The organism is Promicromonospora sp. NPDC057488 (genome assembly GCF_042802395.1).
In the GTDB taxonomy this organism is placed as follows: domain Bacteria; phylum Actinomycetota; class Actinomycetes; order Actinomycetales; family Cellulomonadaceae; genus Promicromonospora.
In genome coordinates this window covers 1-13,121 of sequence record NZ_JBHVEG010000177.1, presented here as the reverse complement: position 1 = coordinate 13,121, position 13,121 = coordinate 1, and the positions used below count along the sequence as shown (strand labels likewise).

Genomic DNA, 13,121 nt, shown 5'->3' with positions numbered 1-13,121 from the left:
CCACAGCTGTTCCTGCCAGCAGGCCCTCTCTCGTGGCAGGAACCGCTGTGGTCAACGCCCAGGTCCAGGACCGGGCGCCAGCGGGGCCGGACGCCCGGTCCGCGCGTTGCCGACAGCGATCCGGGCCTGGCGGAGTGATCGGTACGACGTCAGACGGTCGGTAGAACGTCAGGTGGTCGGCAGTTCGAGCTGCCGACCACCTGACATTCTGCCGACCGGCCCGACAGGGTGAGGTTCAAGTCGAGGTTGAGGGTTCGCGGCGGCTCAGCCTCAGGCCGAGGTTGAGGGTTGCCGTGGGGCGAGGTCGCCCCGCGTCACGCCGCCGCGTCCCCATCCGCGGCCGACACCTCGCCGGCGCCGAAGCGGAACAGCGGGTCCGTGGTGTCGAACGGGACGTCACTGCGGGACGCCTCGACCGCCGCGGCGGACCGCGGCAGGTCGAACGGCAGCCGGCCCTCGGGCGGCACCGCACCGGTCAGCGCGTCGAGCAGCGCGGGCGCGCCCACACCGAACGTGACGACCAGGGTGTCCGCGTGCGGCAGCAGCGGCGTCAGGACCGCGGGCCGGTCCAGGTGCACGTCGACCACCGTCGGCACCAGCCCGGCGACCTCCGCGACGTGGGCGACGACGTCGTCGGGGAACTCGAGCGACCCCGCGTGGAAGAAGCTCTCGAAGCCCGGGCCGCGCTCCTCGTACGGCGCCTCGAGGCGCAGCAGCGCGACGTCGGCCTCCGCCGGGGTGGCGACGCGCCGGAACCCGGCCACCTCGCCGTCGGGCACGCCCTCCGCGTACAGGCGCAGGCCCGGCGCGAGCGGCAGGCCCGCCGCTCCCCCGGACCCGGACCCCGACCCCGCGTCGCGCAGCACCGTCACCGACCGGGACTGCGCCCGCCGCCCGGCGGCGACCAGGTCGGCCCGCCCGACGACGACGGCGGCCGCGCCCTCGTCCACGTACCGCTGGTCGTCGAACAGCCCGAGCTCGAACTTCTCGGCCAGCAGGCGTCGCACCGAGGCGTCGATCCGCGCCTCGGGCACCCGCCCCGACTCGACGAGCGAGACGACGTGCTCCGGGCACGCCTCCCCGCCGAGCTGGTCGGCGCCGGCGTCCAGGATCTTCGCGACGCGCTCCAGCGGGCTCAGGTGCTCCACGCCCCAGGCACGGGCCGGGAACGGGAGGCCGAACATCTCGACGTCGGTCACCAGGCCCCAGTCGGTGCAGATGATGCCGTCGAACCCGAGGTGCTCGCGCAGCAGCCGGGTCAGCACGCCCCGGTTGAAGCCGAAGCCGACCTGCTCGACGTCCTCGGGCCCGGAGCCGAGGTCCGCGCGCAGCCCCACCGGCATGCCGTAGTACGGCATCATCTGCCGGGTCCCGGCGGCGAGCAGCGCCTTGAACGGCTCCAGGTGCAGGTCGAACCGGCCGCCGGGGTAGACCTGCTCGCGGCCGTAGGCGAAGTGCGGGTCCTCGCCGTCGAGCTGGGGGCCGCCGCCCGGGAAGTGCTTGGTCATGGTGGACACGCTGGCGGGCCCGAAAGCGCCGTCCAGCCCCGCGTCGCGGGCGACGTCGCCCCCGGCCTGGAGGCCGCGCACGTAGGCGGCGCCCAGGCGTCCGGTGAGGTCGGCGTCCTCGCCGAAGGTGCCGCCGCCGCGCGCCCAGCGGGGCTCGGTCACGAGGTCGACCTGCGGGTGCAGCGCCGTGCGGATGCCGACGGCCAGGTACTCCTGCCGGGCGGCGTCGCCGTGCTCCTCGACGAGCCGCTCGTCGCGGGTCGCGGCCAGGCCCAGCGTCTCGGGCCACTGCGAGAAGGGCCCCGACAGCAGGGCCGCGCCCGGGTTGTCCGTGAAGGAGTGCCGCGGGTCGGACGCGACGGTCACCGGGATGCCCAGCCGCGTCCCGGCCGCGAGCCGCTGCAGGCGGTTGTGCCAGGCCGCGAACTCGCGGGCCGTGGGCGGCGCGGCGAGCACGTTGAGGTGCGTCATGTGCCGCTCGACCACCAGGTCGGACGTGCCGGGCATGCCGTGGTCGGACGGCACGTCGGCCAGGGTCCCGCCCGGGCCCACCTCGACCATGGTCTGGAACATCTGCCCGGCCTTCTCGGCCAGGGTCATGCGCCCCAGCAGGTCGGCGACCCGCTCGGCGACGGGCAGCGCGGGGTCCCGGTAGGGCGCCGTCATCGCGCACCCCGGATGAACATGGTGCTCACGGCGCCGACGACGACCACGACCGCACCCACCAGGAACAGCGACGTGTAGTTGCCGCCCGCCCCGGAGGCCGGGCCGATCGCCAGCAGCGCGGGCGCGAGGGCCGGCGCGAGGGACTGCGGCAGGGCGTTGGCGATGTTGAACACGCCCATGTTCTTGGCGGCCTCGGTGTCCTTGTTGGGCAGCACGTCGGTCACGAGCGCCAGGTCGACGGCGAAGTACGCGCCCAGGCCGGCGCCGAACAGGCCGGCGCCCAGGTACAGGTGCTCGGGCGCGCCCGCGAAGGCGAAGACGAGCAGGCCCGCGCCCGCGAGCACGGTCGAGATGATCACGAACACCTTGCGCCGGCCGGTGCGGTCCGACAGCGCACCGCCCGCGGCGCCGGCCACCAGCAGCACGGCCGCCTGGAGCACCATCAGGCGCAGCTGCCAGCCGAGCGCCGTCGGCTCGTCCATGCCGAACCGGTCCTGCAGGAAGTAGACCTGGTAGCTGTTGTAGAGCGCGAAGCCGAACAGCAGCAGGAAGCGGCCCGCGAAGGCCCAGCCGAAGTCGGGGTGCTTGCGCGGCGAGACCCAGAACCCGGCGAGGAAGCGACCCAGGTGGAACGGCTCGACGTCGGCCGGGTCCAGCCGGCGGTCCTTCAGGACGGCGACCAGGGCCAGCACGCCCGCGATGGCCAGCGCCGTGGGCAGCAGGAACAGCCAGGCCGAGCCGGCGCCGGCCGCCGTCAGCCAGGCGGCGATGCCGATGCCGGCCAGCGGCGCGAGGTTCTGCGCGATGCCGAGCCAGCCGGAGACGCGGGCCCGCAGGCGCTCGGAGACCTGGTCCGGCAGCAGCGCCTGGAGGGCGGCCTGCGTGCCGTTGAACGCCGTCTGGGCGACGGCCCAGCCGATCGCGACGACGGCGATGTTCGGCGCGAGCGCGATGATCGCGATGCCGGCCGAGCCGAGCAGCACGCCCCAGAGCAGCCAGGGGCGGCGCATGCCGAGGCGGGAGGTGGTGCGGTCGGACAGCGCGCCCGCGAGCGGGTTGGCCACGAACGCGAAGAACGCGCCGACGCCGGTCACCAGCGCGAGGTCGGCCGCGCGGGACTCCGGCGTGGACAGGGCGCTGACGCGCAGCGCCAGCGTGCTGATCACCGGCGTCAGGAGCGCGACGTAGAGCGCGAAGAACGCGGCCACGTAGGCGATGACGAGGCCGGTGCCGCCCGCGCGGCGGGGCGCGGCGACGGCGGGGTCGTGCTGCGCGGGACGCGCATCGAGGGTTGCCATGGAGGACTCCTGGGTGGGGCAGCTCTGCCCCGGCTGGTCGGGCTCCCGGCGGGCCGCTGTCGCCAACGGCTACCGGGTGGTAGTTTTTGAATTTCTACCACTCGGTAGGTTTGCAGCGCAACAGTCCAGGCTAAGGAGTGCACACATGACCATCGAGGAGACCACCGAGGCGCCGTCAGCCGCAGGATCGCCCCAGAACTCGCCCTCGACGCCAGGCCGCGCGTTCGACGTCGAGCACGCGCTGGCCGCCCTCACGCTCGAGGAGAAGGCCGCCCTGCTGTCGGGCCTGGACTTCTGGACCACCCAGCCCGTCGACCGGCCCGAGGTCACCGTCCCCGGCGTCATGGTCACCGACGGCCCGCACGGCCTGCGCAAGCAGGCCGAGTCCCCCGACCACCTCGGGCTCGGCACGTCGGTGCCCGCCACCTGCTTCCCGCCGGCGGCCACGCTCGGCTCCACCTGGGACCCCGCCCTGCTGCGCCGCGTGGGCGAGGCGCTGGGCCGCGAGACGCGCGTCAACGACGTCGCCGTGCTGCTCGGCCCCGGCATCAACATCAAGCGCTCGCCCCTGAACGGGCGCAACTTCGAGTACCTCTCGGAGGACCCGGTGATCTCGGGCGAGCTCGGCGCCGCCCTCGTGGCCGGCATCCAGTCGCAGGGCGTCGGCACCTCGCTCAAGCACTTCGCGGCCAACAACCAGGAGGCCGACCGCATGCGCGTCTCGGCCGACGTCGACGAGCGCACGCTGCGCGAGATCTACCTGCCCGGCTTCGAGCGCGTCGTCAAGCGGGCCCAGCCGTGGACCGTGATGTGCTCGTACAACAAGATCAACGACGTCTACGCCTCGCAGAACCACTGGCTGCTGACCGAGGTGCTGCGCGACGAGTGGGGCTTCACCGGTCTCGTCGTGTCCGACTGGGGCGCCGTGCGCGACCGCGTCGCCGCCGTCGCCGCCGGGCTCGACCTGGAGATGCCCGCCTCGGGCGGCCGGACCGACGCCGAGGTGGTCGCCGCCGTGCGCGCCGGCGAGCTCGACGAGGCAGTGGTCGACGTCGCCGCCCGCCGCGTGCTCAGCCTGGTGGCGCGCTCGCTGCCCGCGCTGGACGCCGCCGCCGCGTCCGGCGAGGGTTTCGACGCCGACGCCCACCACGCCCTGGCCCGCGAGGCCGCGGCCGCGGGCACGGTGCTGCTGAAGAACGAGTCGGCCGACGGTGCCCCGCTGCTGCCGCTGGCCTCGGGCGAGGGGGTCGCCGTGATCGGCGAGCTGGCCCGGACGCCGCGCTACCAGGGCGCGGGATCCTCCCAGGTCAACCCGACGCGGCTCGACGACGCGCTGTCCGCGCTGCGCGCCGCGACGGGCGCCGAGGTGCCGTTCGCGGCCGGCTACACGGTCGACGGCGCCGACGCCGGCTCGGGCACCGACGCCGACGCGCTGCGCGACGAGGCCGTCGAGGTGGCCCGCGCCGCCGGGACGGTGCTGGTGTTCCTGGGGCTGCCCGCCTCGTACGAGTCCGAGGGCTTCGACCGCGCGCACATGGACCTGCCGGCCGAGCAGGTCGCGCTGCTGGAGGCGGTCGCGGCGGTCAGCTCCCGCGTCGTCGTCGTGCTGGCGAACGGCTCGGCCGTCTCGGTGGCCGACTGGCAGCACCTCGCCCCGGCCGTGGTCGAGGGCTGGCTCGGCGGCCAGGCCGGCGGCTCCGGCGTCGTCGACGTGCTGCTCGGCGCGGTGAACCCGGCCGGGCGCCTGGCCGAGACGATCCCGCTGCGGCTCCAGGACAACCCGTCCTACGGCAACTTCCCCGGCGAGCTGGGCCACGTCCGGTACGGCGAAGGCCTGCTGGTGGGCTACCGCTGGTACGACGCGCGGCAGGCGGACGTCGCCTACCCGTTCGGCCACGGCCTGTCGTACACGACGTTCGCCTACTCCGGTGTGGCCGCCGAGGTGCTCCGCACGGACGTCGTGGCGGACGACGAGGCGGCGGTGCGCGTGCGCGTGACCGTGACCAACACCGGCGACCGCGCGGGCGCCGAGGTGGTGCAGGCGTACGTGGCCGACCCTGCCGCCCAGGTGCAGCGCCCCGAGCGCGAGCTCAAGGCGTTCGCCAAGGTCGACCTGGAGCCTGGCGAGTCCCGCGAGGTCACGTTCGACCTCAGCGGCCGCGACCTGGCCTACTGGCACCCCGTGCTGCGCCGCTGGGTGGTCGAGGGCGGCGAGTTCGAGGTCGCCGTGGGCACGTCGTCGCGCGACCTGCGCGGCTCGGCGACCGTGGTGGTCGACGGCGAGGACGTGCGCCTGCCGCTGGAGCCGCTGTCCACCGTCAACGAGGCGCTGGACCACCCCGTCGTCGGGCCGCGGATCGAGGCCCTGGTGCACGGCGGCGGCGTGGCCGACGACATGCTCGGGATGATCGGCGACATGCCGCTCACGGTCATCGCCGACTTCGGCATGGGCGGGTTCGACCGTGCCGGCCTGGCTGCGCTGCTGGCCGAGGCGAACGGCTGACGGTTCCGGCGCCGGGCTCGGCCGGAGCCCGGCGCCGGTCCGGCGCCGTCAGTGCGGGACGAGGTCAGCGCAGGATGAGGTCCAGGTAACCGCGCAGGTCGGCGGCCATGTCCACGCGCTCGGCAGCGGGCCGGTCCAGGGACAGCAGCCACTGCACCTGCAGCCCGTCCATGAGCGCCACCACGGTGCGCGCCGCCTGGTCCGGGTCCACCCCGGGGGCGAGGCCGCCGCGCGCGGCCCGCTCCCGCAGGAGCTGGGACTGCTCGTCCAGCACGCGCTGGTAGCGGCGGCGGAAGTACTCGTGCGCGGGGTGGTCCGGGGAGGTCGCCTCCGTGGACAGGCCCGCGAACAGCTCGACCAGCGGACGGCGCAGCCGGTTGCGCTCCACGAGGTGCAGCAGCGCCTCGAAGTAGTCGAAGCCGCGCTCGATGTCCTCCTGGAAGGACTGCTCGTCCACGGCGTCCCGGTACTCCAGCACGGCCTCCAGCAGGGCGGCCTTGTTCGGGAAGTGGTGCAGCAGGCCCGGGTGCGAGATGCCGACCCGGGCCGCGATGTCCCGCAGGGAGGCGCCGTGGAAGCCGACGTCGGCGAACACGAGGATCGCCGTGCGGATGATCTCCTGCTGCGTCGCGCGGCCCTTGGCGTACCCACCACGCTGGCCGGTGGTGGAGGCGCCGGTCCTGGTGGACGGGCCGGTCTGAGCGCTCACGGACATGCGCCCAAACTACCCCGGCCGGGGCCGCGCGACGGACTCAGGAGGTTCCGCTCAGGCTCAGACGAGGCGCGCGCTGGCCACGAGCTGTGCGCCGACGTCCAGGCGGACGTCGGCGATGCGGACGCCGTCCGGCAGCTTCTCGGCGAGGTCGATGTCGCGGCTCGTCGCCGCCTCGACCTTGCCGCGCACGGTGCCGAGCAACGCGGCGACGATCGGGTTGCCGCTGTTGAGCTGCACGTCGCGCACCGCGAGCACCAGGTTCTCGTCGAGGCTGACCGACGCCGTGGCCTGCACGCGGGCCGACAGGAAGATGCCCTTCTTGATCGCGGCATCGATCCGGAGCGTGGCCGCCCGCGGCCCCTGGGAGACGACGTCGAGGTCCAGCGCCGTCAGGGTGATGCCCTGCTGCAGCAGCACGACGGCGGCCACGCCGCGCACGGTCGCGACCAGGCCCGCCTTGTCGACGGCGACCCGGGCGTGGCCGGAGACCGGGTGGTCGGCGTCGGGCTCGACGGGCTGGATGCCGACGCGGCCGTCCGCGCCCTCGACCCAGTCGAACCGCAGGTCGGTGAGCTCCGCGGTGATGTCCACGGGCAGGTCCACCGCGACGAGCTGGTGCGCGTCGAGGCGCAGGTGGTGCAGGTTCCCGGGCTCGCGCCGGACCACCTCGGGGCGCCAGCGCTTGTCTCCGGACGCCGGCTGGGCGGAGTGGCCGGGCCGGCCGGCGTGGCCGGCCTGGGCGGGGTAGGTGGGCTGGGCGGGCTGGCCGGCGGCCTCGGGCAGGCGCACGACGACGCCCGACAGGTCGATGACCGCGGACGTGATGTCGGCGCCGTCGAGCTCCGCCGTGATCGGCGCCCGGTCCAGCCCCAGGGCCTGGCCGCCGACCTCGTCCGCGAGCGTCGCGCGGATCCGGGCCTCGAGGTCGGCGCCGAGGGCGGGCCGCGGCGCGGAGCCGAGCGGGATCGGGTCGGGCGCGGGGCGGCCGGTGGGCTGGTCGGGTGCGGGGCGCTGGGCGGCGTCGGTCATGGACGCGAGACTAGCCGTGATCGCCCGGGCTAGGTCGGTGACCGGCCCGGACGCGGCCTGGCGCTAGACGCGGCCCTGGTTCAGCCGGCGCTGCAGGGCCATCACGGCGCTGGAGTCGCGCGAGATGACGCCGTCGACCCGCGTGCCGAGATAGCGCTGGAGGGCGCGGATGGTCTGGGGGCCGATCTTCCCGTCCCGGTCGCCCGACGCCATGCCGATCTTGCGCTGCAGGGCCGCGATCACCCGGGAGCCCTGGGCGTCGGAGACCCAGCGCCAGCCCGTGGTCAGGCCGGGGTTCACGTCGCGCCAGGCCACGCTCTGCGAGGAGACGACGCCGTCGACCGGGGTGCCGAGCTCCTGCTGGAGGCGGCGGGTCGTGGACGAGCCCCAGAAGCCGTCGACGATCAGGCCGCCGGGCTCCCCCGGGCTGGGCGGCGTCGAGCCCTCGCCGGCGCGGATGTCGTCGAGCCGCGCGTAGAGGTTGCGGCCGGGGCAGGCGGTCTGGGAGACGTCGCGGTGGCCGCCGAGCGGCGCGCCCTGGGTCCACCAGCGGTCCTTGCCGTACCGGTAGATCGCGGCCGCGGTGGAGATCTGGGCGGCCGTGGGGCTGTTGGCCTCGTAGTTGCCGGCGAAGCAGATGGACCGCGAGGTGCTGTTGCGGCCGCCGGTGTGGGTGCCGCGGCGGTTCCAGCTCACGCCCTGGTAGGCCCGCCCCGACGGGAAGATGACCACGTTGTAGGAGATTCCGGTGCCGAACCGGGTCTGCCCCACGCTCTCCAGCGCCCGCATCTGCTCCGCCTCGGCGGCGACGCTCGCGTCGGGCGAGAGCTGCGCGGTGACCGAGTGGTGCACCCAGACCTCGACGGCGGGGCCGGTCAGCGTCAGGTCGCCGTCGGGATACCGCGCGCCCCAGGACGCGCGCGACGCGATGCTCACCGTGGCGGTCGGCTCGACGTAGGGCTCGGCCGGTTCGGGGGTCTCGGCGGGTTCCGGGGTCTCGGCCGGTTCCGGGGCGGTGTAGGGCTCGGCCGCCTCGCCCTGCGGCTCGTCGTCGGGGGCGAGCACCTCCAGCACGGTCCCGTCCTCACCCTTGATCTCGTACGCCTCAGCCACGGTTCCCCCTCGAAGCCAGTTCCGCATATTTCGTACATGTCTACCACCGCGCGGCGGGTGAGGCGACCCCCTAACGTGCGGGTATGACCACCGACTGGACCATCACGATCGACTGCCTGGACGTCCGCGCGCTCCGGGCGTTCTGGATGCTCGCCCTCGGCTACGTCGAGCGGCCGCCGCCGTCCGGCTGGGACTCCTGGGAGGACTGGATGGCCGCGCAGGGTGTCCCCGAGGACGAGTGGCACGACGGCGCCTACCTCGCCGACCCCGAGGGCCGGCTCCCCGGACTGTCGCTCCTGCGCGTGCCGGAGCCCAAGACCGCGAAGAACCGGGTGCACCTCGACCTGCAGGTCTCGGGCGGACGGTCCGTCGAGCCCGCGCTGCGCGAGGAGCGCATCCGCGCCAAGGTCGCCGAGCTGGTCGCGGCGGGCGGCACCGTCGCCTGGGAGTCCCCCGGAGCGGCGGGCCTGGACCACGTCACTGTGCGCGACCCGGAGGGCAACGAGCTCTGCGTCGTCTGAGGGCCGCTTGTACTGTGGCGGGCGTGATCAGCATCGACGCCGAGTCCCCCGTCCCGCCGTTCGAGCAGGTGCGCACCGGGCTCGCGCAGCAGATGGCCGACCGGACCCTGCCCGTCGGCGCCCGGCTGCCGACGGTGCGGGCGCTCGCCGCCGACCTGGGCATCGCCGTCAACACCGTGGCGCGCGCGTACCGCGAGCTGGAGGCCGCCGGCCTCGTCGAGACGCGCGGCCGGGCCGGGACCTTCGTCAGCGCGGCGGGCGACCAGCGCCTCGCCCTGGCCCAGGACGCCGCCGCGCAGTACGCGGCAACGGCGCACGCGCTGGGGCTCGGGCGGGCCGAGGCCCTGGAGATCGTCTCGGCGGCGCTGCGGTAGGACGCGCCCCGCCGTCCGGCCAGCCGGGCCGCCCGCTCAGCCCAGCAGCCGCACCGGGCTCCCCGCCGCCCAGGCCGCGATGTCCTCGACGACCTGCGGAAAGAACGTGGCGTACGTGCCCTCGGTGACGTAGCCGAGGTGCGGCGTCAGCACGGTGCGCGGGGCCGAGCGCAGCGGGTCGTCCGCGGGCAGGGGCTCGACGTCGTACACGTCCAGGCCCGCGCCGCCGATCCGGCCGGCGTGCAGGGCCTCCAGCAGCGCGGCGGTGTCCACCAGGGGGCCGCGCGAGGTGTTGACGAGGATCGCGGCCGGCTTCATCCGCGCCAGGTCCGCCCGCCCGACGATGCCGACGCTGCGCGGGCTCAGCTTGTAGTGCACGGTGACCACGTCCGACGTCGCGAACAGCTCGTCCTTGGCCACGGCCCGCGCGCCGCGCCCGGCCGCGACGTCCGGGTCGAGGTTGGTGCTCCAGGCCACGACGTCCATGCCGAACGCCGCGCCGACGCGTGCGACCTGGGTGCCCAGCCGGCCGAGGCCCACCACGCCGAGCGTCCGGCCGGCCAGGTCGGTGCCGATCGTGTGCTGCCAGCCACCCGCGCGCAGGCGCGCGTCCTCCTGCGGCAGGTGCCGTGCCACGGCCAGGATCAGCGCCCAGGTCAGCTCCGGCGTGGCCGACGACGGCGAGTCCGTGCCGCACACCACCACGCCCCGCGCGGCGGCCGCCGCCAGGTCGATCGACGCGTTGGCGCGGCCGGTCGTCACCAGGAGCCGCAGGTCGGGCAGCAGGTCGAGCGTGGCGGCGTCGAACGGTGTCCGCTCCCGCATGGCGACGACGACGTCGTACCCCGCCAGCGCCGCCGCGAGCGCCGCGGGGTCGGCGAGGTGCTCGCCGTGGAAGGTGACGTCGGCGCCGAGGCTGTCCCAGTCGGCGAGGCGGCGGGCGGCCTGCTGGTAGTCGTCGAGGACGGCGATGCGCATGCGGGCCACCCTAGGCGCAGGGTGCGGGGCGGGCTGGCCGGGGTGGGTGTCGTTCCGGGTGGGTGTCGTTCCGGGGCCGGCCCGTTCGTCGTCCGGGTGGGCCGACCGATGACCTTCGGCGCGGCCCGTCGTCTACCCAGGGACACGTCCCCTCGCACAAGGAGCGCACCATGACCGCGTCACACCAGCACCACGCCGACCCGGACGGCGTCGCCGACGGGCCCGCCGTGCCGCCCGTCGTCGACCGCGCCGCCTGGCAGGCCGCCCGCGACGAGCTGCTGGTGCGGGAGAAGGCGCACACGCACGAGGGCGACGCGATCGCGGCGGCGCGGCGCAGGCTGCCGATGACGGAGGTCGACGCGGGCGCCGTCGTCGTCGGGCCGGACGGTCCGGTCGCACTGCTGGACCTGTTCGCGGGCCGCGAGGAGCTGGTCGTCTACAAGCACATGTGGCACGCGGGCGAGCCGTTCGAGAACCAGTGCGAGGGCTGCACGCTGACGTACTTCGCGGTGCAGGACCCGGCCTACCTGAACGCGCGGGGCGTCTCGTTCGCGGTGGTCGCGCGGGCGCCGTACGCGGAGCTCGCGCCGTTCGTCGAGTTCATGGGGTACCCGCGGCACTGGCACTCGGTGCTGGAGACGACGGAGGACGTGCTGGGCGGCGGCGACTTCGGCACCTGGGTGTGCTTCCTGCGGCAGGGCGACCGGGTGTTCCTGACCAACTCCGTGACGGGGCGCGGGGCGGAGGCCACGATGCCGGCGCTGGCGCTGCTCGACATGACCGCGCGGGGCCGCATCGAGGCCTGGCAGGAGTCGCCCGAGGGCTGGCCGGAGGGCAAGGTCCCGGGCTGGTTCTGGCGCACGGACGAGGACGGCACCGGCAACAGCTGGTCGGGCGGCCGCCCTGCCGCGCAGTGGTCCCGCCCGGGCGCGACACCGGTGGCGGCCGGCGCCCCGCACGACCACTGACGGGAGATAGGTGCGGGTGCGGGCCGCATCAGCCAGAGGCCCGGCCCGGCGCTCGGGGCTGGCGTGCGGACGAGGGCGGGCCGACGCCAGGGCCGGATGCGCGGGCACCACGCCGGAAGTGCGCTTCTACCCAGTCATCAGGAGCAGAACTCACGGCATCTTCGGGCCTGATGGCTGGGTAGAAGCGCACATTCGTCGGCGCCCCGCGCGGTCAGCGCTGGTCGGCTCGGATCGCGGCGCGGACTCGTGCCGAGCGCGATCCCACGCGGTTGGTGGCGCCGGTGCGGTAGGCCCGGGCCTGCTGGTCGGTGTGCACACCGGCCGCGCCCGACCGGGCGTGCTCCGCGCGCTCCCGCACGGCGTCGGCCGGGAGCGCGTGCTTGTACCGGGCGCGGTTCTTCTTGTTGCTGCTCACGCGTCTCACCTCCGTCCTGTGCGTCAGCGACGCCCGACCGTAACGGGCGTACCCCTACGCGGTCAGCGGATTTTCGCGGTGGGTTGTTCCCGCTGGTCACAGGAGGTCTGCAGGCTCGGCATACTTGCGCGGATGACCACCGCAGCGCAGCATCCGGTCCGCCACGTCGACGTCGAGCACGCACCCGTTCCGGGGGCGGAGAACCCGTCCAGCCTGGGCGCGGGTACCGCCCCGGGCGCTGGCACCACCCCGGGCGCGGGCATCACCGCGGACCCGGCCGGCCCGACCGGCGCACCCGCCGGCCTGCGGCTCGCCTACCGGGAGGCCGGCGACCCCGGCGCCCCCGCGCTGCTCCTGCTGCACGCCCTCGGCGAGAGCTCCCTGTCCTGGGAGCCGCTGCTGGACGACCTCGCCGCGCTCGGCTACCGCGTGCTGGCCCCCGACGCGCGCGGGCACGGCGACAGCGACCGGCCCGGCGAGTACACCTACGAGCTCATGGCCGCAGACACCCTCGCGTTCTGCGCCGCGCTCGGGGTGGACGCCGCCCCGGGTGGGCTCGCCGTCGTCGGCCACTCGATGGGGGCCGTCACCGCCACCCTGGTGACCACCGCCCTGAACGACGCCGCCCCGACGCCCGGTCCCGTGACGCGGCTCGTGCTCGAGGACGCGACGCCGACCCGGCCGGGCGGGCCGCGGTTCGAGCCGTTCGACGAGCCGGACCACCCGGTGCCGTTCCACTGGCCGCTGGTCAACGCGCTGCGCGCCCAGCGCAGCGACCCGGACCCGGCCTGGTGGGACGACGCGCTGCGGATCGAGGCGCCCGTGCTCGTCGTCGCGGGCGGCCCGACGAGCAACGTGGACCAGGCCGACCTGGCGGACTTCACCGCGGGCGTCGCCGACGGCCGGCTCGTCGAGATCCGGGTGGGCCACATGGTGCACGACGAGGCGCCCGACGAGTACCTCGCGGCGGTGAGCGAGTTCCTGCGGCGCTGACAACCCCCGCCCCGGTGCCGGCCGCGCGGACCCGGCCGGG

Annotated in this window: 12 protein-coding genes; 5 read left to right on the top strand and 7 right to left on the bottom strand. The window is 75.1% G+C overall.

The window, feature by feature from the left end; genetic code table 11:
* Positions 1–314: 314 nt before the first annotated feature.
* Together ACFU5G_RS25020 and ACFU5G_RS25015 are read right to left on the bottom strand one after the other, a co-directional pair.
* Positions 315–2,174 carry a glycoside hydrolase family 3 protein gene (locus ACFU5G_RS25020; RefSeq protein ID WP_377250907.1) on the bottom strand — a complete coding sequence of 620 codons (1,860 nt, stop codon included), beginning with the start codon at positions 2,172–2,174 and terminating at the stop codon, positions 315–317.
* Entirely contained in the window at positions 2,171–3,472 is a 1,302-nt protein-coding gene (locus tag ACFU5G_RS25015; protein ID WP_377250904.1) for an MFS transporter, read from the bottom strand. The genes ACFU5G_RS25020 and ACFU5G_RS25015 overlap by 4 nt, the downstream gene beginning before the upstream one ends.
* A gap of 145 nt (positions 3,473–3,617) precedes the next feature.
* Between ACFU5G_RS25015 and ACFU5G_RS25010 the strand changes: the two genes are divergently transcribed.
* Positions 3,618–5,975: a glycoside hydrolase family 3 C-terminal domain-containing protein gene (locus ACFU5G_RS25010; protein ID WP_377250901.1), complete on the top strand. Its 2,358-nt coding sequence runs from the start codon at positions 3,618–3,620 to the stop codon at positions 5,973–5,975.
* Positions 5,976–6,039: 64 nt separating this feature from the next.
* Here the strand turns inward: ACFU5G_RS25010 and ACFU5G_RS25005 are convergent, their stop codons facing one another.
* The 3 genes from ACFU5G_RS25005 to ACFU5G_RS24995 form a co-directional block, all read right to left on the bottom strand.
* Positions 6,040–6,690, bottom strand: a complete 651-nt coding sequence (locus tag ACFU5G_RS25005) for a TetR/AcrR family transcriptional regulator (RefSeq protein WP_377250898.1) — start codon at positions 6,688–6,690, stop codon at positions 6,040–6,042.
* 57 nt (positions 6,691–6,747) lie between these two features.
* Positions 6,748–7,719: a hypothetical protein gene (locus ACFU5G_RS25000; protein WP_377250895.1), complete on the bottom strand. Its 972-nt coding sequence runs from the start codon at positions 7,717–7,719 to the stop codon at positions 6,748–6,750.
* A 63-nt stretch (positions 7,720–7,782) separates the two neighbouring features.
* Positions 7,783–8,832, bottom strand: coding sequence for an N-acetylmuramoyl-L-alanine amidase (locus ACFU5G_RS24995; protein WP_377250892.1), 1,050 nt, complete (start codon positions 8,830–8,832; stop codon positions 7,783–7,785).
* Positions 8,833–8,915: 83 nt separating this feature from the next.
* Between ACFU5G_RS24995 and ACFU5G_RS24990 the strand changes: the two genes are divergently transcribed.
* Positions 8,916–9,353, top strand: a complete 438-nt coding sequence (locus ACFU5G_RS24990; protein WP_377250889.1) for a VOC family protein — start codon at positions 8,916–8,918, stop codon at positions 9,351–9,353.
* 14 nt (positions 9,354–9,367) lie between these two features.
* Entirely contained in the window at positions 9,368–9,727 is a 360-nt protein-coding gene (locus tag ACFU5G_RS24985) for a GntR family transcriptional regulator (protein ID WP_377250886.1), read from the top strand.
* 36 nt (positions 9,728–9,763) lie between these two features.
* Here ACFU5G_RS24985 and ACFU5G_RS24980 read toward each other — a convergent pair whose 3' ends face one another.
* Positions 9,764–10,705 carry a D-2-hydroxyacid dehydrogenase family protein gene (locus ACFU5G_RS24980; RefSeq protein WP_377250883.1) on the bottom strand — a complete coding sequence of 314 codons (942 nt, stop codon included), beginning with the start codon at positions 10,703–10,705 and terminating at the stop codon, positions 9,764–9,766.
* 170 nt (positions 10,706–10,875) lie between these two features.
* On the opposite strand from ACFU5G_RS24980, the gene ACFU5G_RS24975 reads away from it, so the two are divergent.
* Positions 10,876–11,673, top strand: coding sequence for a DUF899 family protein (locus ACFU5G_RS24975; RefSeq protein WP_377250881.1), 798 nt, complete (start codon positions 10,876–10,878; stop codon positions 11,671–11,673).
* Between the two features lie 211 nt (positions 11,674–11,884).
* Here ACFU5G_RS24975 and ACFU5G_RS24970 read toward each other — a convergent pair whose 3' ends face one another.
* Positions 11,885–12,088 (bottom strand): hypothetical protein, encoded by a 204-nt coding sequence (locus ACFU5G_RS24970; RefSeq protein ID WP_377250878.1) that lies wholly within the window; start codon positions 12,086–12,088, stop codon positions 11,885–11,887.
* Between the two features lie 132 nt (positions 12,089–12,220).
* On the opposite strand from ACFU5G_RS24970, the gene ACFU5G_RS24965 reads away from it, so the two are divergent.
* Entirely contained in the window at positions 12,221–13,081 is an 861-nt protein-coding gene (locus ACFU5G_RS24965; RefSeq protein ID WP_377250876.1) for an alpha/beta fold hydrolase, read from the top strand.
* The last annotated feature ends 40 nt before the right edge of the window (positions 13,082–13,121 follow it).

What these genes read in the sequence shown, in the direction of transcription:
- ACFU5G_RS24980 (WP_377250883.1), bottom strand. Translation starts at nt 10,705, where the DNA reads ATGCGCATCGCCGTCCTCGACGACTACCAGCAGGCCGCCCGCCGCCTC.
- ACFU5G_RS25000 (WP_377250895.1), bottom strand. Translation starts at nt 7,719, where the DNA reads ATGACCGACGCCGCCCAGCGCCCCGCACCCGACCAGCCCACCGGCCGC.
- ACFU5G_RS25020 (WP_377250907.1), bottom strand. Translation starts at nt 2,174, where the DNA reads ATGACGGCGCCCTACCGGGACCCCGCGCTGCCCGTCGCCGAGCGGGTC.
- ACFU5G_RS25010 (WP_377250901.1), top strand. Translation starts at nt 3,618, where the DNA reads ATGACCATCGAGGAGACCACCGAGGCGCCGTCAGCCGCAGGATCGCCC.
- ACFU5G_RS25005 (WP_377250898.1), bottom strand. Translation starts at nt 6,690, where the DNA reads ATGTCCGTGAGCGCTCAGACCGGCCCGTCCACCAGGACCGGCGCCTCC.
- ACFU5G_RS25015 (WP_377250904.1), bottom strand. Translation starts at nt 3,472, where the DNA reads ATGGCAACCCTCGATGCGCGTCCCGCGCAGCACGACCCCGCCGTCGCC.
- ACFU5G_RS24990 (WP_377250889.1), top strand. Translation starts at nt 8,916, where the DNA reads ATGACCACCGACTGGACCATCACGATCGACTGCCTGGACGTCCGCGCG.
- ACFU5G_RS24965 (WP_377250876.1), top strand. Translation starts at nt 12,221, where the DNA reads ATGACCACCGCAGCGCAGCATCCGGTCCGCCACGTCGACGTCGAGCAC.
- ACFU5G_RS24975 (WP_377250881.1), top strand. Translation starts at nt 10,876, where the DNA reads ATGACCGCGTCACACCAGCACCACGCCGACCCGGACGGCGTCGCCGAC.